This is a genomic window from Vibrio sp. ArtGut-C1, assembly GCF_002105475.1.
Classification (GTDB): Bacteria; Pseudomonadota; Gammaproteobacteria; order Enterobacterales; family Vibrionaceae; genus Vibrio; species Vibrio diabolicus.
On the sequence record NZ_NCTH01000002.1, the window covers coordinates 220,096 to 242,614 of the forward strand.

The following is a 22,519-nucleotide window of genomic DNA, read 5'->3' on the forward strand; positions in this document are numbered from 1 at the left end:
TACTCAACCATAATAAAAAGCCGAGTGGGCCTAAGGAACGAGCAATGAAAAGAGCATTTATTTTAGTACTAGACTCATTCGGTATTGGTGCAACCGCTGACGCTGAGAAATTTGGTGATGTAGGTTCAGACACACTAGGCCACATCGCAGAACAATGCGAAAAAGGCTTAGCAGATAACGACCAACGTCAAGGCGCACTACGCCTTCCAAACCTATCTAAGTTAGGTTTGGCAATGGCACATAAAGAGTCAACAGGTCGCTTCGCACCTGGCCTAGACGCAGATGCAGAAATCATTGGTGCGTACGGTCACGCCGCAGAGCTTTCTTCTGGTAAAGATACGCCGTCTGGTCACTGGGAAATCGCAGGTGTTCCTGTTCTGTTTGACTGGGGTTACTTCACAGACAAATCAAACAGCTTCCCTAAAGAGCTGACGGATCGCATCCTTGAGCGCGCGGGTCTTGACGGTTTCCTAGGTAACTGCCACGCATCTGGTACTCAAGTTCTTGATGACTTGGGTGAAGAGCATATGAAGACTGGGCAGCCAATCTTCTACACCTCTGCGGACTCTGTATTCCAAATCGCCTGTCACGAAGAGACATTCGGTCTAGACCGTCTACTAGAGCTTTGCCAAATTGCACGTGAAGAACTAGAAGATTACAACATCGGCCGTGTAATCGCGCGCCCATTCATTGGCCCGGGTAAAGGTCAATTTGAGCGTACGGGTAACCGTCGTGACCTATCTGTAGAGCCACCATCAGCGACTATCTTACAAAAGTTAGTTGATGAGAAGGGCGGTCAGGTTCATTCCATCGGTAAGATTTCAGATATTTATGCTGGTTGCGGGATCACTAAGAAAACCAAAGCAACAGGCATTCCAGCACTATTTGAAGCAACGAAAGAAGCGATCAAAGAAGCGGGTGATAACACCATCGTATTCACTAACTTCGTTGACTTCGATTCTGCTTACGGCCACCGCCGTGATGTAGCGGGTTACGCTGCGGCGCTTGAGTACTTTGATGGTCGCATCAACGAAGTGCTTGAACTGATGGGTGAAGATGACGTGCTTATCCTAACAGCAGACCACGGCTGTGACCCAACATGGCCAGGCACTGACCATACTCGTGAGCACATCCCAGTATTGGTTTACGGCCAAAAAGTGCCAGCAGGCTCTCTTGGCCGCCGCGAAACATTCGCAGACATTGGCCAAACATTGGCGAGCTACTTCGGTACTTCTCCAATGGATTACGGTAAGAATTTCCTATAATTAGGATATTGAAAACTAGGAGCTGAATGCTCCTAGTTTTATGTTTGCAGTATGCAAGTACTGCTTGTCGGAAATGAGAATACTCTGGCTTATATCGCCTTAAGCGCGGAGCGCTAGAGAAAGGTTAAGGAAAAGAAAATGGCAACTCCACATATCAATGCTGAAATGGGTGCATTCGCAGACGTCGTACTGATGCCGGGTGACCCGCTACGTGCAAAATACATCGCAGAAACCTTCCTTGAAGACGTTGTGCAAGTGTGTGATGTGCGTAATATGTTCGGTTACACAGGCACATACAAAGGTCGTAAGATCTCGGTTATGGGCCACGGTATGGGTATCCCATCATGCTCGATTTACGCAACGGAGCTAATTAAAGACTTCGGCGTGAAGAAAATTATCCGTGTTGGTAGCTGTGGCGCAGTAAACGAAGACATCAAAGTGCGTGATGTTGTGATCGGCATGGGCGCGTGTACGGATTCTAAAGTGAACCGTATCCGTTTTAAAGGTCATGACTTTGCAGCAATCGCAGACTACAAAATGGTTCGCGCGGCAGAAGACGCAGCAAAAGCACGTGGCATTGATGTGAAAGTCGGTAACCTATTTTCAGCGGAGCTTTTCTACACGCCAGATCCAGAAATGTTCGACGTAATGGACAAGTACGGCATTGTTGGTGTTGAAATGGAAGCGGCGGGTATTTACGGCGTAGCGGCAGAATACGGTGCAAAAGCTCTGACAATCTGTACGGTTTCAGATCACATCAAAACGGGTGAGCAAACAACTTCTGATGAGCGTCAAACAACATTCAACGACATGATGCTAATCGCACTAGATTCAGTATTGCTAGGCGACGAAGAATAAGCGACAAAGAGTCATCTTAGTTTCTTGACATTAAGAACTAAAAGAACAGCCCGCACAATGCGGGCTGTTTTTGTATTAGATGTTGATTACCGACTGACTATTTGGTTAGCAGTAGGTTTTGCGCTTTTTTACGGCGGATAGGCTGTCTACGTAAAATCATAATGAATAACATGCCGCACACAAAACTCATTAGCACCATCATGTACATGTAGCGATCACTCTTACGATAGTGGTGGTCAGAAATCGCGGTTACACGACCTGTCTCAAAGGTAACGCGAACAAAACCGATGAGTGCTTCATCGGCAAATACTGGTTCAACCAACTGCTGGCGGCCAATGGAAGCTGTTGCCAAGGGCGTGTCTAAGCCTAAAACTTCGCGTACCGATAGCGCATCTTCACTAGACGCTAAACGTACGCCTTGTGCATCATATATTGTCGCATCAAACACCAAACGGTCTTGTGCTAGCTGGTTTGTCAGCTTAAGTAAGCGTTCTTGATCTTTGGTCAAAATCATTTCACTGGCAGAAAGAGACGCCTGTGAAATCAAAACTTTGGTGAGTGTCTCAAGCTGCTGTGCTTGAATTTTCTCGTTGCCCTTACTGATCACAACACTGTTTTTGATCGTGATAAACAACATCACACACAGTAGGATTAGTGCCAGAATTCTTAGGGCATTCCTTACTGAGAACAAGGATTCACTCATGCTCTTTACTCATCCATTTAAAATAAAACAAAGACTTGCCTTTTTAGTTTGTTGAGGTAACGTTTTAGCAAAGTCATAAGGGATTATATACATGGACGCGTCAAAAAGCTTGCCTATCAGAAAACATACGACACTTTTAAAACGATTACCCGAGACTCGATTTGCCTCCCAACTAGATAAAGCAAAAGCAAACTGGATAGTGTTTGCAGAATACCTTTCGCCACGTCATTTTGAAGACATTGATTTCTTCACAGGTGTCTACAACCCCGTGTTAGAAACGTGGAAAGTTGGCCAATATGAAGTCGCCTTGATGGCAGGAGAGTTGACCCCTCAACACGAAACGATCTTACAAAGCCTCAACTTGGATTACGCCTCGCTTAATGAAGTTCCAGATCTCTCAACCCAAGGTTTGATTGTATTTGACATGGACTCAACGGCAATCCAGATAGAGTGTATTGATGAAATCGCAAAATTGGCCGGAGTCGGGGATGAGGTGGCAGAAGTTACTGAACGTGCGATGCAAGGAGAACTGGATTTTGAGCAAAGTTTGCGTCAACGCGTAGGCAAGCTCAAAGGTGCGGATGAATCAATTCTTGAACAAGTTCGTTCCCAATTGCCATTTATGCCGGACTTTGAAGCGTTAATCGCAACGTTAAAAGCACTAGGCTGGAAAACAGCGATTGCTTCCGGTGGTTTTACTTACTTCTCGGACTATATCAAAGATAAAGTCGATTTAGATTTTGCTCGCTCTAATCAGTTGGAAATCATTAATGGTAAGCTCACGGGGAACGTACTTGGCGATGTGGTTACCGCGCAGATGAAGTCAGATATCCTGGTGGAGTTGGCGGATGAATACGAAATTGAGCAGCACAACACGGTTGCTGTCGGTGATGGCGCTAACGATCTTGTGATGATGTCGGTGGCGGGCTTAGGTATCGCGTACCACGCAAAACCTAAAGTGGAAGCTCAAGCGCAATCTGCGATTCGCTTTGCAGGCTTAGGCGGTGTGCTCTGTATTTTATCTGGTGCACTGGTGAAGCAGCAAAAGGTCAGCTGGAAAGCAAAACCTTAATTTATCCATTCAAAAACACCGCCTTTCTGGCGGTGTTTTTCGTTGACTTAGTATGGCTCTAAATTTACTCGGTTAACTCCAATCTAATTACAACCTCTTCCGTAATGTCTTCAAACTCACTGTAACCGACCAAAGCGGTCAGCTCCTTTTCTAATTTGCTCGCTTGATGTACACCAAATTGGGTTAAGTCACTTAAATCTTGTTGCAGCAACGATGTCATCGGATCGAAAATTGGGGCTGTAGATAAGCGAATTACGTAGAAGTCACCCATCATTCGCGCTTTCTTTATAAATTGAATCCGTTCTTTTACGCTGTTGAACTCTTGATGAAGCTTAGACTCAATGCCTGTAATTTTATTGCCGACTTTGGCTGCGCTAATGTAGATATCCTGATGCCTTGCTTGAGCTCCCTCTACACGCTTTATCGGCTCTGCGATTAATGTGCTTGTTCGACCTTTAAAGATAGGTTCAAGTGACAACAATTGATCGTGCCCAAGGCGTGCAAAAAGCTCAATGTGCTTAGGTAGCGGCAAATTCACCCCAATAACGGGGGTTTTGATTGAAGACGACGTAGTTTTACTGATAAAAATGGGTGTGCTCAGAGTTCGAGAGAGCAACATGCTGTGCAGTCTTTCAAGTAACGCATTACTCGGTAGCATCTCTTTTTGCGGGATCAACTTATCTTGATTGTGCTCGATAATGCTGTTGAAAAAGGCGATCACTTTAATGGTGTGGCTGCTTTCATCAATAACTAGCTGTACGCTACAGCCATCTGGGCTAACACGAATTACGCGGTATGGCACCGACGTTAAAGGCAGCTTTTTGTCGTAGAGCTGTAACTCTCGGAAGTTGATCTGAACCTCTTGCCCAGAGCGCAACATGGTAGGTTCGTCCAGTTTAATGCCGAGCCCTCGCTTTGAAATATCGACGGTGCTGCCGATCGCTGTGACGGGCCCAGAACGTAGTTCTATTGGGGTCTTAAATCGGTAACGTGGCTCTTTACGACGAGACTTGGCATCAAAATAAATGCCTTTCGGGTTGCCTATAACTCTTCTCGGATGGCGAAATGCATTTAACGTATTTGCGGGTAAGCGCGGCTTTTCAGTGAGCAGATAATCCTGCCCTGATTTTTCGTCAGCAATTTCTTGCAAGATGCCAATGTGAGTCAATGATTGGGACGTTTCAGCTAACTCCGGAGAGAAAGCGGCTAAGTCTTCCTGTTCTTGCTCTGACAGTTCAAATATCGAAATTCTAAACGCGCGCCAACTTTCACGTTTAGCACCTAAATGCCAAAATAGCTGGCGTTGTTCACGAGTGGCCTCAGGACGAAGCATCGAATAGAAATAGGTTCGGTTTTCGTGCTCGTGAGTAAATGAATAAAGGACATTGGTGGTGCCTTTAACGCCAGGTTTAATGAGTGACGCGACTCGCTTCTCATTAAATAAGGATCCAAACATTTGCTGGTTCCTTTCATCATGCCAGTACTGCCAAAGCTTTTGATTGTTTGGCGTCAACATAGCGAGTTTCAGCTCACTGCCATCAAAGAATAGAGGTAAGCTGCTGGTGTGCTTAAGCGCGATGTGCTCATAACCACGAGTTCGAGCTCGAATGATCTTATCTTGATTATCGTGACGAGCTCTTTTCGCTGCGCTGTTGAGCGCTTCATCGATCACTCGAGTAACGACATTGGTTTCAGTTAAACGTATGGTTCTGAGGTATCGAACTGAGTCATTCTCGTAACAGTCATCAACCGCAAGTATGCGGTACGCCAGCGGTTTCTCTATTCCGGCAACCTGAGATTTGCTGGCAAATTCAGTAAACGTGACCTGAATAATCTCCCCAAGGTTATATTTAAACGCACTTGGGACTTTGAACTTTGCGCCAGAGCAGGATAAGTCAATGCTTAACCCATGCAGAAGTTGCCCTTTAGAGCGGCAAATCTCGACTTGAGATTGGACTTTCAAGCGCTTTTCTTGGCGCTTTAAGTCATAGCCGAGGTGAACAGGCTCCGCTAAGAAAGGGCTTTTAGGATCCGTTAACGATTGCGTTTTTTGTTGAGTAAGACGTTTGCTCATTACGCGAAAGTTATTCCGCGTGTTGACCAAAGCTTCCCACATTCCCTCAGTGTAGCCGCCAAACTTTTTGATGTTTTTATGGTAAGCGTTGAAAGCAACGTCATCTAACCAATGTGGAATACCATCCAAAATATACTCGCGACATTCACCTTGGACGCGACCGCGCAGATCGATGCTTTTTTTGCACGGAGCCATCAAGCGGTTAAGTTCCATTTTCACTAAGATTTTGGCCGAAGGCGGCTCTTCCTCGGTCAATTGGCCAAGGACAAAGTCAAAGTCATCCGAACCGTAAACGGGAATGAGTCGTTCTGCGATCGAGAGAATTTCAGATTGCTGCATTATTTCTGTTAGAGTATGTCGTTACTTTAAATTGTATCGGCTAAGCGAAGTAAAACTTAAGTATATCAATAGTTCATTTCAGTTAAGGTCTGACTTGGCTGTGCTTAGTCACATTTGTAGAAAAAATCGAGGCATCATGGCGAAAGCAAAACGAGCGTATGTTTGTAATGATTGTGGCGCGGATTTTCCCCGTTGGCAGGGGCAGTGTAACGCATGTGGTTCGTGGAATACGATAACAGAAGTCCGTATCGCTGCATCGCCAACGGTTGCTCGTAATGAACGTTTATCCGGCTACGCGGGCTCCGCAACAGAAGCTACAGTTCAAACGTTATCCGAAATTGATCTGCAGGAAGTGCCACGCTTCACAAGTGGGTTTAAAGAACTTGACCGCGTATTAGGTGGGGGCGTTGTACCCGGCGCCGCTATTTTGATTGGTGGTAACCCTGGCGCTGGTAAATCCACCTTGCTGCTGCAAACCATGTGTAGTTTGTCTGCGCAAATGCCAACGCTCTATGTAACAGGTGAAGAATCGTTGCAGCAGGTAGCAATGCGTGCTTCTCGACTAGGGTTGCCGAAAGATCATTTAAAAATGCTATCGGAAACGAACGTCGACAAAATTTGCCAAATTGCTGAAAAAGAGCAACCTCGCATTATGGTGATTGACTCGATTCAGGTAATGCACGTTTCAGATGTTCAATCGTCACCGGGCAGTGTTGCTCAAGTACGTGAATCTGCGACAGCTCTGACACGATACGCAAAACAGAATAACGTCGCGGTATTTATTGTTGGTCACGTAACAAAAGATGGTACCCTTGCGGGCCCTAAAGTTCTTGAGCACATTATAGACTGTTCAGTGCTGCTTGATGGTGGTACTGATAGCCGCTTTCGCACATTGCGTAGTCATAAAAACCGCTTTGGCGCTGTGAATGAGCTCGGTGTTTTTGCAATGACAGGCCAAGGGTTGAAAGAAGTGAGTAACCCATCCGCGATTTTCCTTTCTCGTGGTGAAGAAGAAACATCAGGTTCTTCTGTTATGGTGGTTTGGGAAGGTACGCGTCCTCTATTAGTAGAGATTCAAGCGTTGGTGGATTACTCGCAATTGGCAAACCCTCGCCGTGTTGCGGTCGGTTTGGAGCAGAACCGCTTATCACTTTTGCTCGCTGTGTTGCATAAGCATGGTGGCTTACAAATGGCAGACCAAGATGTCTTTGTTAATGTGGTTGGCGGTGTTAAGGTGACGGAGACGAGTGCCGATCTTGCGTTAGTTATGGCGCTTTTATCGAGTTTTCGTGACCGTCCACTACCCAAAGATGTGGTTATTTTTGGTGAGGTCGGGCTTGCAGGCGAAATCCGTCCTGTGCCAAGTGGGCAAGAACGTTTGAATGAAGCGTTCAAACATGGTTTCAAGAAAGCCATTGTGCCTGCAGCAAACATGCCGAAAGGCGGCATTCCTGGCATGCAAATTCACGGCGTTAAGAAATTGTCGGAAGCTATAGAGGCTTTTGACGAGCTGTAATGCTCATAAGAATGGTATTTGTGTAATCACAAACTGTTCTATCCGTCCTCAATAAAATGCGAATAAAGTACATAAATTGCTGTGTTTGACTATGCTTTGGGGACGGAAATTTCACGTTAAAATTTTTTTTCTTCCATCCGCACGCAAGGGTATCAGTATTGACAGAATGTGATATACTCTGCGCGCACTTTATACCTTATTAACAGAGTAAGACAATGACTGATTTATCAAAATACAGAAACATTGGTATTTTTGCTCACGTAGACGCGGGTAAAACTACCTCTACAGAGCGTATCCTAAAGCTAACTGGTAAGATCCATAAGATCGGTGATACACACGACGGTTCAACTACAACTGACTTCATGGAGCAGGAAGCTGAACGTGGTATCACAATCCAGTCTGCAGCAACAACTTGTTTCTGGAACGATCACCGTCTAAACATCATCGATACTCCTGGACACGTTGACTTCACTATCGAAGTTTACCGTTCTCTAAAAGTACTTGACGGTGGTATCGGTGTATTCTGTGGTTCTGGTGGTGTTGAGCCTCAGTCAGAAACTAACTGGCGTTACGCTGACGAATCACACGTATCACGTCTGATCTTCGTTAACAAACTAGACCGTATGGGCGCAGATTTCTACAAAGTTGTAGATCAAGTACAAAACGTACTAGGTGCTACACCTCTAGTTATGACTCTACCTATCGGTATCGAAGAAGATTTCGTAGGTGTTGTAGACGTACTAAGCCAACAAGCTTACGTATGGGATGAGTCTGGCCAGCCAGAGAACTACGAAGTTCAAGATATTCCAGCAGACATGGTAGAAAAAGCTGCTGAATACCGTGAAATGCTAATCGAAACTGCTCTAGAGCAAGACGAAGATCTAATGATGGCTTACCTAGAAGAAGGCGAAGAGCCATCTCTAGAAGACATCAAACGTTGTATCCGTAAAGGTACTCGTGATCTAGCATTCTTCCCAACTTACTGTGGTTCAGCGTACAAGAACAAAGGTATCCAACTTATTCTTGACGCGGTAATTGATTACCTACCATCTCCAACAGAAGTTGATCCACAGCCTCTAACTGATTCAGAGACTGGTGAGCCAACTGGTGAAGTTGCGACTGTATCTGCAGACGAGCCACTACGTGCGCTTGCATTTAAGATCATGGACGACCGTTTTGGTGCTCTAACCTTTATCCGCATCTACTCTGGTAAGATGAAGAAAGGTGACACAGTACTTAACTCTGCAACTGGTAAAACAGAGCGTATCGGCCGTATGGTTGAGATGCACGCAGACGAGCGTAACGAGATCGATTCAGCACAAGCTGGTGACATCATCGCTGTAGTTGGTATGAAGAACGTTCAAACTGGTCACACTCTATGTGATCCTAAGCACGAATGTACTCTTGAGCCAATGATCTTCCCAGATCCAGTAATCTCTATCGCAGTTAAGCCTAAAGATAAAGGCGGTTCTGAGAAGATGGGTATCGCGATCGGTAAAATGGTTGCAGAAGATCCATCATTCCAAGTTGAGACTGATGAAGATTCAGGCGAAACTATCCTGAAAGGTATGGGTGAACTTCACCTAGACATCAAGGTAGATATCCTTAAGCGTACTTACGGCGTTGAGCTAGAAGTTGGTGCTCCACAGGTTGCTTACCGTGAAACTATCACTCAAGCAATCGAAGACAGCTACACGCACAAGAAACAGTCTGGTGGTTCTGGTCAGTTCGGTAAGATCGATTACCGTATCAAACCAGGTGAGCCAAACTCTGGCTTCACGTTCAAGTCAACAGTTGTTGGTGGTAACGTACCTAAAGAATTCTGGCCTGCAGTTGAGAAAGGCTTTGCGTCAATGATGGAGCACGGTGTTCTAGCTGGCTTCCCTACTCTAGACGTTGAAGTTGAACTATTCGACGGTGGTTTCCACGCAGTTGACTCTTCAGCAATCGCTTACGAAATCGCTGCTAAAGGCGCATTCCGTCAGTCTATGCCTAAAGCTGGCGCGCAACTTCTTGAACCAATCATGAAAGTTGACGTGTTCACTCCAGAAGATCACGTTGGTGACGTAATCGGTGACCTTAACCGTCGTCGTGGTATGATCAAAGACCAACAAGCTGCGTCTACTGGCGTACGTATCAAGGGTGATGTACCTCTATCAGAAATGTTTGGTTACATCGGTACTCTACGTACAATGACTTCTGGTCGTGGTCAGTTCTCTATGGAGTTCTCACACTACGCACCATGTCCAGCAAACGTTGCTGAGCAAGTAATTGCTGACGTTAAAGAGCGTAACGCTAAGAAGTAATTCTTAAGTTAACTCTATAACTTGAAAGCCCCGCCTAGTGCGGGGCTTTTTGTATCTAACCGCTTATACACAGCGCGTTTTGGTTTCGCTGATATACGTCTTTGGTGTTGTTTACCGACTATTCTGAAGCTGAGCCAGTATTACTAACATTGAGGTCGATGGTTTTAAAATCTGGTATCACTGACTTTTCAAATGTTTCTATTTCTTCTCTCAACCATTGTGCAAACAATTGGGCTTTAGGTCGCTTTAAGTAGCCTTTTGGAGCGCACAGGTAATACGCAAATTTGGGTTTAATGGCTATATCACCAATTCGGACCAGTTTGCCTGAACGGAAATATTGATGAGCTAAACTGTGTTTGACGAGCGCTACGCCTTGTAGTGATAACGCGGCTTCTAACACTAAGTGTGAGCCACTGTATTTTAAAGCAGGCTTTGCCGCTGAATGACCAAGTCTCGCTAACCACATGTTCCAGTCCAGATCTGGCCAAACGTCTTCGATGAGCTCTGCTTTGCTTAAATCTTCAATACGATAGATGCCGTGCTCTTTCTGATATACCGGGTGACAGGCAGGATAAAAAGCTTCATCCATTAGCCATTGTGATTCTAAATTAGGGTATTTTCCTAAACCGTAACGGACACACAAATCGATCTGACTATCTTGAAAAGACACCAAATCATTGGTTGGTTCTAATAGTAAGGCGATATCAGGGTGACGCTGACGAAAAGCCGTAATTTTCGGGACTAACCAATGGTGAGCGAAAGAGGGGAGTGTTGATATCGAAAGGTGGTTAGGATTAGGATCTTGATTAACCAATCTAACCCCTTGCTGCAAATGAGCAAACCCTCTTTCAGCCTGAGTAAACAGCAGCTCTCCCTCAGGTGTGAGCACGATTTTTCTGTGCTGGCGAACAAATAAGTCCGTTCCTAAAAACTCTTCAAGATGACGAATTTGCTGACTAATGGCAGCTGGCGTAACAAACAATTCTTTTGCCGCTGTTTTAAAGCTTCCTTCCTTTGCTGCAACGAAGAAGTAATACAAGCCCTGTAAGGGAGGCATTCGATCTTTCACATTAGTTTTCCTTAACTCAATGGCAGATTCTATCGTTTGAGGATATCAGCGTAGTCGCTGATTATTAAATGGTCAACATTGTTATAGGAGTTGGTTACATGGAAAACATGACACACACTTGTGAGCGTACTTTACCAGCTGACCATCAGACCGGATTACAGTTAATTTATTCTAAACTTGCTAGTTGGAGAAGAAACTACAAGACACGTCGTCACTTGAGAGAGTTACCAGAGCATCTTTGGGACGATATTGGATTAGATGAAAAGGAGATTAATAGTGAAGTGAGGAAGCCGTTTTGGAGAGAGTAGTTTATGAGTTTGATTCAAGCTCAGAATTAAACTGCACTCCCCAATGATATTGAGGAGTGCAGACAAGGCTATAAGTCTTCTTCCCACACGACCAATTCACCTTTCGGCCAGTTGTGACCAATTTCATGATACTTTTGCTCAAGCACATGACGTTTAATTTTGAGTGTTGGCGTCAATACGCCATTTTCAATGCTCCAAGGCTCTTTAATCATTAATACGCCTTTGATTTGCTCATGAGAGGCGAGTTCTTGATTCATTTTTGCAATGACTTTGCGGGTGGTTCGTGCGTACCGCTCTCGATCAAAGTTAGGAAAATCATGTGGTACAACCAAAAGAATCGGGGCTGGTAGCCCTAAACCGATGAGGCACATCATCTCTACGCGACTGTATTCGAAAAGTTTTTTCTCGATAGGAACTGGAGAGACAAACTTACCTTTGGCGGTTTTAAAGTTATCTTTTTTACGGCCTTGAATGGTTAGGTAACCATCTGAGTCGATAGAGCCGATGTCGCCTGTGTGTAGCCAGCCCTCTGAATCAAAAGACTCTTGGGTGGCAATGTCATTTTTGTAGTAGCCAGAAAATAGCCCTTTGCCACGCACCATGATTTCATCATCGTCAGCGATTTTTAACTCAATACCTGGTCCAGCATTACCGACACTACCAATTTTGTCAGCTCTAAATGGGTAGTTGAGCGTGCTATAAGCAAATGATTCTGTCATGCCCCAAGCTTCAGTAATATTGAGTCCTACAGAGTGGTACCATTCCAGCAGTGCTGGTGATACCGGGGCAGAGCCACAGCCTAATACTCGAGCCTGATCCAACCCCAATCCTTCTACGAGCTTTTTCTTGATCAGAGAATTGACGAATGGGATTTTCAATAGAATGTTGAGCTTCTTCTGTGGAAGTTTGTCTTGAATACGTTGTTGGAATAGCGTCCATAATCGCGGGACTGAGATAAACAGAGTCGGGCGGTGCATTTTTACATCTTCGATAAAGGTATCTAATGATTCTGGAAATGCTGTTGGTACACCACCCATGATGGATGAGCCAAAAATGTAGACGCGCTCTGTAATATGAGCCAAAGGTAAGTAAGAAAATAGACGATCATTTTCTTGAATACCGATATGGTTTATCAGTTGTTGTACTGACCAGTTAAACGCTCCGTAGGTCAGCATCGCACCTTTCGGTAATCCTGACGTACCTGAGGTATACACCAAAGACATTAGCTTATCGTCGTAGTGCTGTGGACGCTCTTCACTTGGCACTGCATCAGCAATGAGCGCTTGGTATTCGTACTGACATTTTGGCGCAGTATCGTAGGGGAGCGCGATACTAATGAGCTCCGGCATTGCATCAATGACTTGCTGGGTTGCTTTAGGATCATCAAGTTTTCCGCCAATGAGCGCTTTACTTTCACTATGAGTCACACAGTATTCGATGGTGTCCGCGCCGGCGGTAGGAAAGATTGGCACACTGACATAATCGCCAAGCATCATCGCAAGATCGCAAATAAACCACTCTGCACAGTTTTTAGACACTAACGCCACTTTGTCGCCAGGCTGTACTCCGAGGTTGCGTAGTGCACTGACGAGTTTTAAGGCTTGATCGGCAACATCAGCGAACGTGTATTCAACAAATTGTCGGTTAATAATTTGCTTTAGGTAGACCTCATTTGGGCGCTCTTGAGCCCATTTGAGAATCATTTCATTTGGTGGTGGGAGAGCGCAACCAGCAGCGCTGTTTAGATTCGGCTGATTCATTTTTAGTGACTCCATGTCTTCTCGTTGTATTTATAATTGTTAACGCATTGTTAACTTTAGCATGTTAAATAACGACACGGGAATGCATTTTGATGAAATATGTGGGGAGGATAGCGTTAGTTACCCCTAAAGTCGGTACTAATAGCGCCTAAAACTGTTGCCGATAATTCGCTGGGGACAGGCCTGTTTTTTTCTTAAAAATTCGAGAAAAGTAAGAGACATCTCGGTATCCACACTGATAAGCGATGTAGGCAATTTTCATGGATTCATTTTCAACGAGCATTTTCTTTGCTAATGAAATGCGTTTCGCAGTGACATAATCACGAAAGCACATACCAACTTTGCGATGGAATACTTTGGAAAAGTAGTTCGGTGAGTAGTGACAAAGCGCAGCTGCTTCCTCTTCCCTTAGGTCTTTATGGACATTATTGGCGATGTAATGAACCACGTCAGAAAAATTCGATTTTCCGCTTCGAGAAAAGAGTTTATCGACCGAAATTTGTTCTTCGTCGACCTTGCTATGCAAAAAGTATTTCAATTTTATCTGTGATAGCCAAATCGGGAGGGTGATTTCATTCAACGTATAATATTCCGCACAAATATGCTTTGGCGGTAAGTGAGGCTCGATACCGGTTGGATGTATAACGATCAGTTTTTTGTCGAGATTTTCACAGAGCGTGATGACGCCTTTCAGGTGCTCTCGATGATCGCAAGTCATGTAGTAGAAGAAATAGCTGTGTTCTTTATCGCTAAGCACAGAGATATCTTTGCTACAGTCCATAATCTCAAAGTTCTTATCAAACTCACAGCGAAGTGATTCCGGCAGCGAGCAAAGAGTCTCTCCAATCCAATAAGCTTTGGTCAGTCTATCCATATGAATCCCGCTCAGTACGTACTACACCAACGTTAGTATGTATTGAGGTCAGTCGAGCCTCATTCCTTGAGCTTCAGACCTCACCCTTTCGTTTATTAAGCTTAGGCTTATATAGTCATACTGCAAGTGTGAAATATGTCACATAGATCTTAGTGAGGTGTCTCACTATTGATACATTTTGGCTCTGAAGCACAGGTGGGCAAGAAAGTACCAACCTTTGGCAAAAAAGTCCTAACCCCCCTAATTCTCGGTGACTAATGTTTAAGCATGATTCGGGTGTATATGATACCTGCGTCATGGACAAGCGAGATATGGTTAAATAAAGGGGACTATCTTATGGATAACTTTCGCAATCTAATCAAGGACTTCATGGAAGATGAAGAGGGGCTAACACTTTTGGAGTACATCTTAGGTGCGGCACTAATTGTAGCAGCGATGTTGACCACAGACTTTTGGGGAACTCTCGCAGACAAGTTTGTAGAAGTCGCAAGCGATATTAATACTGCTGGTGAATAAGATTAATGCTTGAGACTGAGTTAATTATTTGGTCATTGCTTATTGCGATTGGAGTCTCAGACGCTCAGAAACACAAAATACCAAATAAAGCGGTGCTTATGCTTTTGGTTGCTGTTACTGCAAACGTAATTTACAACCCAGCCACAAGTGGTTTGGATCATTTATATGGTGGGCTGGTTGCGTTTGCAGTGTGTTTCGCGCTGTATCTGTTCAAAGCAATGGCTGGAGGAGACGTCAAGTTACTCGCCGTCGTAGGAACATGGCTCGGTCTGAGTAATCTTGGGGAAGCGTCTACTGGAATAATACTTGCTGGAGGCATCGTGGGCATTTTTTATCTAATGTTACACGTGTCATCGACTAGTGTTGCTCTATCACACCAGATAAAAGGGTATTGCTCAGAAAAAGTAACACCAGGCTTTAGGTCTAATAAGCCGTTAGTCATTCCTTTCGCGCCGATAATCGTAATTGGATTAGCTTATTTCTCCTACACCCACTAAATAAAAATAATAAATGGCATGCAGTACATGCAGCATCAGTTGGCTAGGCAACTTCAAGGAGGGGAAGTGTGATGGGCTCTGCGTATTGGGAAAAACTCGTGCCACAAATAAATTCACCAAAAGTGCCTTCGTCTGTCGAGGGTCTTGGCATACCGGCTTCAGTCGTCGAAAACCTCGTGTTGAAACATCTGTCTGCCTATCCGAAATGTGATTTGATTGAATTAACACAGCGGTTGTGCGTGGTTTCAAATATTGTTGAACTTGCTTTGGCGCAGTTAAGAAAGCGAAGTTGGGTAGAAGTTTATCAGCCAGCATCAGACAAGTTGAGTACATCGTATTCCAACGTACGCTACAGTTTAACTGAGCTTGGGCTTGCAGAAGCAGACATTGCTTATAGAAAAGATCCGTATATTGGTCCTGTTCCTGTTTGTTTGGAAGAGTATTGGACCGTTGTAGAAGGACAAGATCTACGCAAAAACCCAGTTACGCGTATCGATGTAGAGCGCGCATTGTCTGATGTTTTTGGCTCGGATCACTTGGTACCCATTTTAGGACCGGCCATTAACTCGGGGCGGGCTTTGTTGCTGTATGGACATGCGGGTACTGGTAAAAGTTACGTCGCATCAAGAGTGCTCAATGCAATGAACACTTCGGTATTCATTCCTTATGCCGTATATGCCGATGGCAACATCATCAAAGTGTTCTCAGAGCATCATCACCGTCGTTTAGATAACTCCCATTCTCAGGTTTTCGTTAAGTTGGAAACGCATTACGACAAACGCTGGGTTCTTTGTGAAAGACCAAACATTCAAGTGGGCGGTGAGCTGACGTTGGAGATGCTTGAAGTAAACCACAGCGAGCATAATCGTGTATGGATTGCGCCACTGCAAATGATGGCTAACAACGGAATCTTGGTGATTGATGACCTTGGTCGTCAGTCAATGCCTGTTGATGCTCTGCTAAATAGATGGATCGTTCCAATGGAATACTTATTTGACCATCTGGCTTTGCCAAATGGTCAACAAGTCACGGTGCCGTTTATGCTCACTCTGGCATTCTCTTCCAACTTTGCACCAAGCAAAATTGCAGACCCCGCATTTCTACGTCGTTTGGGTTACAAAATTGAATTCAAGCCACTTGATGATGATGACTATAAAGCGCTTTGGTTATCTCTATCGAAGGACTTGCAACTGGCATTAGCGCCTGAATTCTTTGACACATTAAATCAACTGCACCGTGAAAATAAAATGCCTAACTATCCATGTTTACCTAAAGATCTTTTGGGCATTAGCCGAGATGTTCTCGTTTTTGAAGGAAAACGAAAAGTCGTCTCATCAGACATTTTAACTCGTGCCTGGGGACTGTATTTCACAGTGGATGAATAGGGAGATCTAAATTATGAGTCGGACTCAAGTCATCATGTTGCTGTTGCTCTCCATTGTTTTCGGCCTTGCCGCCGTTTTGATCGCTAAACAATGGATGGATGGCAGAAACCAACCAACTGTCGAGTTAGAAGAGGTCGAAAGACACCCAGTTTTAATTGCCGCCATGGAACTAGAGCCAGGGACCATTCTAGCTGATAAACATTTGTCTACTAAGCTTATGGAAGTGGATTGGATAGACGAGGAAACGCTAAAAGTAAAAGAACAGGCATTGGGAAGAATTGTTGCCAATACCATTTATGCGGGCGAGCTGGTTAACTCGAATCGTCTTGCATTGCCCGGTGAGGGCGCGACACTTGCTGCTTTAATTCCTGAAAACAAACGAGCAATCACCATTCGTGTCAATGACGTTATCGGTGTGGCTGGGTTCTTGTTACCGGGCAATAAGGTCGATGTATTGAATACCGTGAGTTATGGACAAGGTAAAAATGCCACAACAAAAACGGTGCTTAAAAACATCAACGTTCTTGCGGTCGACCAAACAGCCAAAACCAATGATAACAAACCCGTTATTGTGCGTGCGGTGACTTTAGAAGTAACACCGAAAGAGGCTGAAAAGCTCCTATCGGCGAACAGCAAAGGCGACATTCAACTTGCTCTACGCAACCCTCATGAAGTGGATAAACCTGTTGTAGCAAGAAAATACACGCCACGACCTAGTGTGACCATTATTAAGGGATCTCAGGCATCCAGTGTCCGAGTCAGCAATTAGGTGAATTATGAAAACAATAATATTACTCGTTAGCCAGTTACTTTTTGTCAGCTTGTCTGTTAACGCAGCCACGGTGCAGTCAGGAAAAGTCGTGACCGTTGCGCATCACCAATCAACCCAATTGATGATATCCGGCCAAGCGAAGAAAGTGACGTTAGGGGATCCAGAAGTCTTGGATATTTTAGTGCTCAGATCGAACGAGCTGTTTCTTATTGGTAAGAAGTTAGGTACCACGAATGTGTCGGTGTGGGATCGCCGAGGCCGGTTAATTGAGCAGTTTAACGTGGAAGTCACGCATGATCTAAACACGCTTAAGTCAAAGCTTTATCAGTTCTTGCCGGATGAAAATATCGAAGTGCACAGTGCGCAAGAAAAAGTGGTACTTAGAGGCTTGGTCAGCAGTCAGCAAAACATGGACACTGCGGTCAAAATTGCTGAAACCTTCGCTTTGGGTGAAGCGGCAGATGAAGAAGATGAAAACTCTAAAGATGATGACAGCATGGTGATCAACCTACTTTCTATTGGCGGGGCTCAACAGGTGACGTTAGAAGTGACCGTTGCCGAAGTGCAGCGCACACTAGTAAGACGCTTTGACTCAAACTTTCACTTTTTCCAAAGAAGTGGAGACTTTACTTGGGGTGGTACGACTGCTGGTGGCGGTATTGATGGCATTGGACCGATTTTGAACGTCCCAACAGTCGAAGATTTCGGTTTTCTTGGGTCGTTTATCGACAGCAATACCTTGTTTACCTTCGCACTTGATGTGGCGAAACAAAATGGCGTGGCGAAAGTGTTGGCAGAGCCTAGCCTTACCGCATTAAGTGGTACGCAAGCCGAGTTTGTCGCTGGTGGTGAGTTCCCAATTCCAGTACCAAATGAAGATGGTATTACCATCGATTATAAAGAGTACGGTGTTCAACTCGACTTCGTTCCGTTTATTTTGAGTGATAAGAGAATCAACCTCAAATTGAACGTCAATGTGAGTGAAATATCCAACTCAGGTGTGCTGACGTTTAATCCAAACGAAGTGAATGCTACGTTCTTTATTCCGCCAATCACTAAACGAAGTGCTGGCACCACGATTGAGCTGGCTGATGGCCAAACCATTGGTATTGCAGGCTTATTGAGTGAAAACGCACGTAATGTCGCGGATGGCATACCTGGAGCGAGTGATTTACCTGTTTTGGGACGCTTGTTCAAGAGTGAAGAGTTTACCTCAGGGGAAACAGAACTTGTCATTCTGGTCACCCCTCGATTAGCAACCCCAATCGATCGACGTCGAATCACACTGCCAACGGATGGCTTTGTGGCTCCGAACGATGTGGAGTTCTATTTGCTTGGTAAAGGTGCTGAGTTGGATTTTGATAGATACCAGCTAAACGACATCAGCGAAGAAGATACTAACAACAACTTTATTCAATACGGTTCGTCAGAAGGTGGCTCTGAGGGCAAGTTTGGGCACAGTCTATAAGTGGGAGAGCAAGATGAAAAGCATAATGATAATGACCATTTGTTTCACATCATTCGGCTTGTTTGGCTGTGCGAATGACCCCGAGCTTGGTATCTCGGTTAGCCAGTTGCGCGCTGAACAAACTCTTAATCCAGAAGCGTGGTATGAGAATTTGGGTTATTTACCGGAAGGTAGTGGTGAGCGTACACAAGTTAGCTTAGAGGTATATAACAACAACGGGGTAGCCAAAGATGATTAAGTGACGGGTTCACTTAGGAGGGGCTATGCGAAGGAATATGCAAATAGTGTCAATGAAATCTCAGAAAGGGATTACGTTGGTGCTTATCAGTATGGTGCTGTTAATTCTGTTAGGTATTGCTGCATTTGGTATCGACTTAAATCACCAAATACTGAATAAAACGAGACTGCAAAACTCTGTTGATGCTGCGGCTTTGGCTGCAGCAGTTGTTGCTGATGAAACAAGTAATGTTGATGATGCAGAAGCGGCAGCTAAATCATATCTTACAGGCTTTTCTGCTAACTCAGGAAACAGTGAGTTAGTGTTTACTGATTCAAATACGTCCGTAACATTTTCGACGGATATGCAAACTTTTGTCAGTTCGGGAGCTTTTAGCCCTCCAACGTCTGGCGAGTACGACATATATGTTCGAGTGGCGGTATCAGATATGGATCTTGGTAGATTCTTAAGTGCTGTGTTTGGTATTGATAAACAAGTATCAGCAAGTGCGGTAGCAGGACGAAGTGCAGGAATAAACTACACATGTAACATTTCACCGATAGCAATGTGTGCAGATACTTCTTCACCAGAAACAACCTGGGGGTATGTTCCGCAACCAGGATATAACCCATCAGTTGATCGCGTCTCTAGCACTCTGTATCAACTAAAACCGGCGGATCACCAGAGTGGTGGTATTGGACCTGGAAACTTCCATCTTTTAGATCTTGGGGTTTCTGGTAAGAACGCTATTCGGGATGCATTTGCAGGAGCAACAAATAATTGCATAACGGTTGGAGGAACTATTGATACAGAAACAGGTAAAGGGACAGGACCAGTTGCTCAAGGGATCAATACTCGTTTTGGTCAATTTAATGGGCCAACCCAAGAAGGGGGGGCAGTAAAAAGTGATAAGTATACAGAAGAACCTTCGCCCTTACTTGATAGCGAGACCTATCAAAATAGCAATTTTTACTACGCCGATTATGTATCAGCTTTAGCGAACTGTAGCTCTGGTGGTACCTGTAATAACGCATACTACGATGAGGATGGCTCTAGCGGTAGAAGAATCTTAAGAATTCCAATCATTAATTGTGATGAGACTACTGGTGGTAAACAAACAGTTCAAGTCCTTGGTCTAGGTTGCTTTTTTCTCCTTCAAGAGGTTAAGCAAAAAGGGAATGAGTCAGAGATTTTTGGGCAGTTTTTAGAAGACTGCGTCATTAATAATGGCTCAACTGGTACCGATCCTTCAGACAAAGGTCTATATAAGATCCAGCTTTATAAAGACCCTTTTAGTGGGGCTTCTTAATATGTTGTATTTAAAAGGAAGAAATAAACTAATAACAGGTCGGCATCAAGACGGACTTGCCATTATCGAGTTCATACTTGTGTTACCGGTATTATTGATGCTTACCGTATTAGTTATCGATGTGAGTCGAGCATTTATCCAGTATACCGAGGTTAATAAAGCGCTTCAAAATGGAGCTCGATACGCAGTGGTTGATACTTACGGTACCTTAGACTTTGACGCTATTGCTGATGAAAACAACATCAAAAATGTCGTGGTATATGGAACACCTACCGCTTCATCAAATCCAGTTATCGATTATATTGATGTTGGAGACATTGTTATCACCAGACCAACAGCAACGAATAAAATTGTTACTTTATCAGCCACTTATAATTATGTGCCGATATTTTCTACACTACCTTTCTCGAGTGCTTCCTTGCAATTTAGCATCGGAGCTTCTGCATCAATGAGGACAGGCCCATGAAACGTTTAATATGTAAACAGAGAGGGGTGACTCAACTTGAATTCTCGCTGATAGCTTTAGCAGTCATATTAGTTTTGTTCTTGATAGTTGAATTTGCAATCTACTTTTTTTCAGTACAGATGGTTAACGAAGTAACGCGACGAGCTGCGAGGCTAGCAACCGTATGCTATATCGCTGATAGAGACGATATTCCTAATTTACCAGCTATTTCTGACCTTTATCCATCTGGTTTTTCTGCAAGTAACTTGCAAATTGATTATTTGGATGAGAACGGTGCTGCTGTCAATGTTTCAGGCTTTTTATCTACACCACCAGCAGATCAAGCAACCTTAAATTCTCAGTTTGTTCAGATAAAATATGTTCGAGCAAGAGCGGTAAATTATACTTTTCAGTTTTTTGTTTTAGCTGCTTTAATTAATGCAGTAGGGAGTACTCCAGCTTTTGAAACTATATTGCCTGCAGAGAGCTTAGGAATACTTAGGCCTGAAGGGACCAATGTCATTACGGATTGCTAATGGAGTAGCTTTATGTTGAAACCAGTCAAAATGGATAATGAAACGCATAAAAGTTTAAAAACAAACTTGATTGTTTGGATAGTTTATTCTACGTCAAATTTTAAAATTCACATTGCTGATGAATTATCAAGGTGTGTCAATCTAAATATTGATTGGATAGAGCTAGATTCCTTTAACTTGGAGTTTGTAAAAAATAAGCAAATTCCCGATCTTATTTATATTGAAACAGGAGAAAGTTGGGCGCAGAAAGTGGCTCATGTGTACTCTAATGACAGTAGCTTACAGCATAATCACACCGCTTTGATTGTCTTTGGTGATGAAAACGATACGGCATCTCTCAAAATGGCATTGAGGCTTGGCGCAACAGATTATTTGTCGCGTTCTGTTGATCTTGATGAACTATATCCACTATTAAAATCGACGGCGGACGAAAAGATTGCCAATAAACAAATGGGCGATTTAACTTTATTTATCAATACAAAAGGTGGTTCGGGTGCGACAACACTGGCGATCAACACCGCGATAGAATTGTCAAGTTACGCGAAGAGTAAAGTATTGCTCATTGACTTAGATATGCAGTTTAGTGATGCGGCCGATTATTTAAACTGTAAGCCCAAATACAATATTAATGATGTGATTGATTCTGTTAATGATTTGGATGAGTTATCACTAGAAGGTCTCGTATATCAACATCCTTCAGGTTTGAATTATTTATGTTTTAACCAAAATGATCCTAAAGGTAACTACAAACATGCAGTTCAAGTCAGTAAGTTATTACCTATTCTGAGACAGTTTTACTCACATATCATTGTGGATTTGTCTCATGGTGTTGAGCATGTTTATCAACAAATTGTTTCTCCGGCTACGCATATCTTTTTAATTATGCAGCAGAATGTTACTTCGGTTAAGCATGCTGTCAGCTACATACGTTCTTTAGAATTAGACTATGGTTTAAGTAGTCATCAGGTTGAACTGATTGTTAATCGTTTTGAAAAGAAATCAACAATATCTTTGAAAGACATTGAAAATGCAGTTAGTGGACATGCGATACATTTAGTACCTAATAATTTTGCTATTGCTATCGAGAGCGCTAATTTGGGTAACCCAATTGTTCAATCTAAGAAAAATAGTGCGCTGAAAGCCTCTTTGGCTGAAATATCGCACTTATTAGAAAGTCCGACCAAAGAGAATCAAAGTTGGATCAAAAAACTATTTTCTTAGTAAGGGGGA

21 protein-coding genes are annotated in these 22,519 nt (G+C 43.8%); 16 read left to right on the top strand and 5 right to left on the bottom strand.

The genetic code is table 11. The annotated features are described in order from the left end of the window. Nucleotides 1-44: 44 nt before the first annotated feature. Together B7360_RS02725 and deoD are read left to right on the top strand one after the other, a co-directional pair. Nucleotides 45-1,265 carry a phosphopentomutase gene (locus B7360_RS02725; protein ID WP_085342676.1) on the top strand — a complete coding sequence of 407 codons (1,221 nt, stop codon included), beginning with the start codon at nt 45-47 and terminating at the stop codon, nt 1,263-1,265. Nucleotides 1,266-1,403: 138 nt separating this feature from the next. Then, nucleotides 1,404-2,123 (top strand): purine-nucleoside phosphorylase, encoded by a 720-nt coding sequence (gene deoD / locus B7360_RS02730; RefSeq protein WP_006742381.1) that lies wholly within the window; start codon nt 1,404-1,406, stop codon nt 2,121-2,123. A gap of 97 nt (nt 2,124-2,220) precedes the next feature. Here deoD and B7360_RS02735 read toward each other — a convergent pair whose 3' ends face one another. Then, nucleotides 2,221-2,826 carry a YtjB family periplasmic protein gene (locus B7360_RS02735; RefSeq protein WP_041852892.1) on the bottom strand — a complete coding sequence of 202 codons (606 nt, stop codon included), beginning with the start codon at nt 2,824-2,826 and terminating at the stop codon, nt 2,221-2,223. 91 nt (nt 2,827-2,917) lie between these two features. Here B7360_RS02735 and serB point away from each other — a divergent pair, with 91 nt between their 5' ends. Beyond that, the gene (serB, locus tag B7360_RS02740) at nt 2,918-3,898 is read left to right on the top strand and encodes a phosphoserine phosphatase (protein WP_006742382.1); all 981 of its coding nucleotides are present in this window, start codon (nt 2,918-2,920) and stop codon (nt 3,896-3,898) included. A gap of 64 nt (nt 3,899-3,962) precedes the next feature. On the opposite strand, the gene B7360_RS02745 is transcribed toward serB, so the two are convergent. Further along, a complete protein-coding gene (locus tag B7360_RS02745; protein ID WP_085342677.1) occupies nt 3,963-6,311 on the bottom strand; it encodes a PilZ domain-containing protein in 2,349 nt (782 codons plus the stop codon). 136 nt (nt 6,312-6,447) lie between these two features. On the opposite strand from B7360_RS02745, the gene radA reads away from it, so the two are divergent. Together radA and fusA are read left to right on the top strand one after the other, a co-directional pair. Continuing rightward, nucleotides 6,448-7,827, top strand: coding sequence for a DNA repair protein RadA (radA, locus tag B7360_RS02750; protein WP_012841458.1), 1,380 nt, complete (start codon nt 6,448-6,450; stop codon nt 7,825-7,827). Between the two features lie 215 nt (nt 7,828-8,042). Beyond that, on the top strand, nt 8,043-10,133 hold the full coding sequence (gene fusA / locus B7360_RS02755; RefSeq protein WP_012841459.1) for an elongation factor G: 2,091 nt from the start codon (nt 8,043-8,045) through the stop codon (nt 10,131-10,133). A 118-nt stretch (nt 10,134-10,251) separates the two neighbouring features. Here fusA and B7360_RS02760 read toward each other — a convergent pair whose 3' ends face one another. After that, nucleotides 10,252-11,202: a LysR substrate-binding domain-containing protein gene (locus tag B7360_RS02760; protein WP_065645470.1), complete on the bottom strand. Its 951-nt coding sequence runs from the start codon at nt 11,200-11,202 to the stop codon at nt 10,252-10,254. Nucleotides 11,203-11,300: 98 nt separating this feature from the next. Between B7360_RS02760 and B7360_RS02765 the strand changes: the two genes are divergently transcribed. Then, nucleotides 11,301-11,510, top strand: a complete 210-nt coding sequence (locus B7360_RS02765) for a DUF1127 domain-containing protein (protein ID WP_041852893.1) — start codon at nt 11,301-11,303, stop codon at nt 11,508-11,510. Nucleotides 11,511-11,578: 68 nt separating this feature from the next. Here B7360_RS02765 and B7360_RS02770 read toward each other — a convergent pair whose 3' ends face one another. Both B7360_RS02770 and B7360_RS02775 read right to left on the bottom strand, forming a co-directional pair. Further along, nucleotides 11,579-13,270 carry an AMP-binding protein gene (locus tag B7360_RS02770; protein WP_085342719.1) on the bottom strand — a complete coding sequence of 564 codons (1,692 nt, stop codon included), beginning with the start codon at nt 13,268-13,270 and terminating at the stop codon, nt 11,579-11,581. A gap of 148 nt (nt 13,271-13,418) precedes the next feature. After that, on the bottom strand, nt 13,419-14,144 hold the full coding sequence (locus B7360_RS02775) for an AraC family transcriptional regulator (RefSeq protein ID WP_085342678.1): 726 nt from the start codon (nt 14,142-14,144) through the stop codon (nt 13,419-13,421). A 336-nt stretch (nt 14,145-14,480) separates the two neighbouring features. Between B7360_RS02775 and B7360_RS02780 the strand changes: the two genes are divergently transcribed. From B7360_RS02780 to B7360_RS02825, 10 genes are all read left to right on the top strand, one after another. Further along, nucleotides 14,481-14,660, top strand: a complete 180-nt coding sequence (locus tag B7360_RS02780) for a Flp family type IVb pilin (protein ID WP_085342679.1) — start codon at nt 14,481-14,483, stop codon at nt 14,658-14,660. A 5-nt stretch (nt 14,661-14,665) separates the two neighbouring features. Next, nucleotides 14,666-15,157: a prepilin peptidase gene (locus tag B7360_RS02785; RefSeq protein ID WP_085342680.1), complete on the top strand. Its 492-nt coding sequence runs from the start codon at nt 14,666-14,668 to the stop codon at nt 15,155-15,157. 71 nt (nt 15,158-15,228) lie between these two features. Next, complete coding sequence (locus B7360_RS02790) at nt 15,229-16,542, top strand: AAA family ATPase (RefSeq protein ID WP_085342681.1); 1,314 nt, start codon at nt 15,229-15,231, stop codon at nt 16,540-16,542. A gap of 13 nt (nt 16,543-16,555) precedes the next feature. Next, nucleotides 16,556-17,311, top strand: coding sequence for a Flp pilus assembly protein CpaB (gene cpaB / locus B7360_RS02795; RefSeq protein WP_085342682.1), 756 nt, complete (start codon nt 16,556-16,558; stop codon nt 17,309-17,311). A gap of 7 nt (nt 17,312-17,318) precedes the next feature. Next, nucleotides 17,319-18,782, top strand: a complete 1,464-nt coding sequence (locus B7360_RS02800) for a type II and III secretion system protein family protein (RefSeq protein ID WP_085342683.1) — start codon at nt 17,319-17,321, stop codon at nt 18,780-18,782. A 13-nt stretch (nt 18,783-18,795) separates the two neighbouring features. Next, the gene (locus tag B7360_RS02805) at nt 18,796-19,020 is read left to right on the top strand and encodes a hypothetical protein (protein WP_031781045.1); all 225 of its coding nucleotides are present in this window, start codon (nt 18,796-18,798) and stop codon (nt 19,018-19,020) included. A gap of 25 nt (nt 19,021-19,045) precedes the next feature. After that, nucleotides 19,046-20,308 (top strand): pilus assembly protein TadG-related protein, encoded by a 1,263-nt coding sequence (locus B7360_RS02810; RefSeq protein ID WP_085342684.1) that lies wholly within the window; start codon nt 19,046-19,048, stop codon nt 20,306-20,308. 1 nt (nt 20,309) lies between these two features. Further along, the gene (locus B7360_RS02815) at nt 20,310-20,774 is read left to right on the top strand and encodes a TadE/TadG family type IV pilus assembly protein (RefSeq protein ID WP_046875124.1); all 465 of its coding nucleotides are present in this window, start codon (nt 20,310-20,312) and stop codon (nt 20,772-20,774) included. Beyond that, nucleotides 20,771-21,289 carry a TadE/TadG family type IV pilus assembly protein gene (locus B7360_RS02820; protein ID WP_046875027.1) on the top strand — a complete coding sequence of 173 codons (519 nt, stop codon included), beginning with the start codon at nt 20,771-20,773 and terminating at the stop codon, nt 21,287-21,289. The genes B7360_RS02815 and B7360_RS02820 overlap by 4 nt, the downstream gene beginning before the upstream one ends. 12 nt (nt 21,290-21,301) lie before the next feature. Then, nucleotides 21,302-22,510: an AAA family ATPase gene (locus B7360_RS02825; RefSeq protein ID WP_085342685.1), complete on the top strand. Its 1,209-nt coding sequence runs from the start codon at nt 21,302-21,304 to the stop codon at nt 22,508-22,510. The last annotated feature ends 9 nt before the right edge of the window (nt 22,511-22,519 follow it).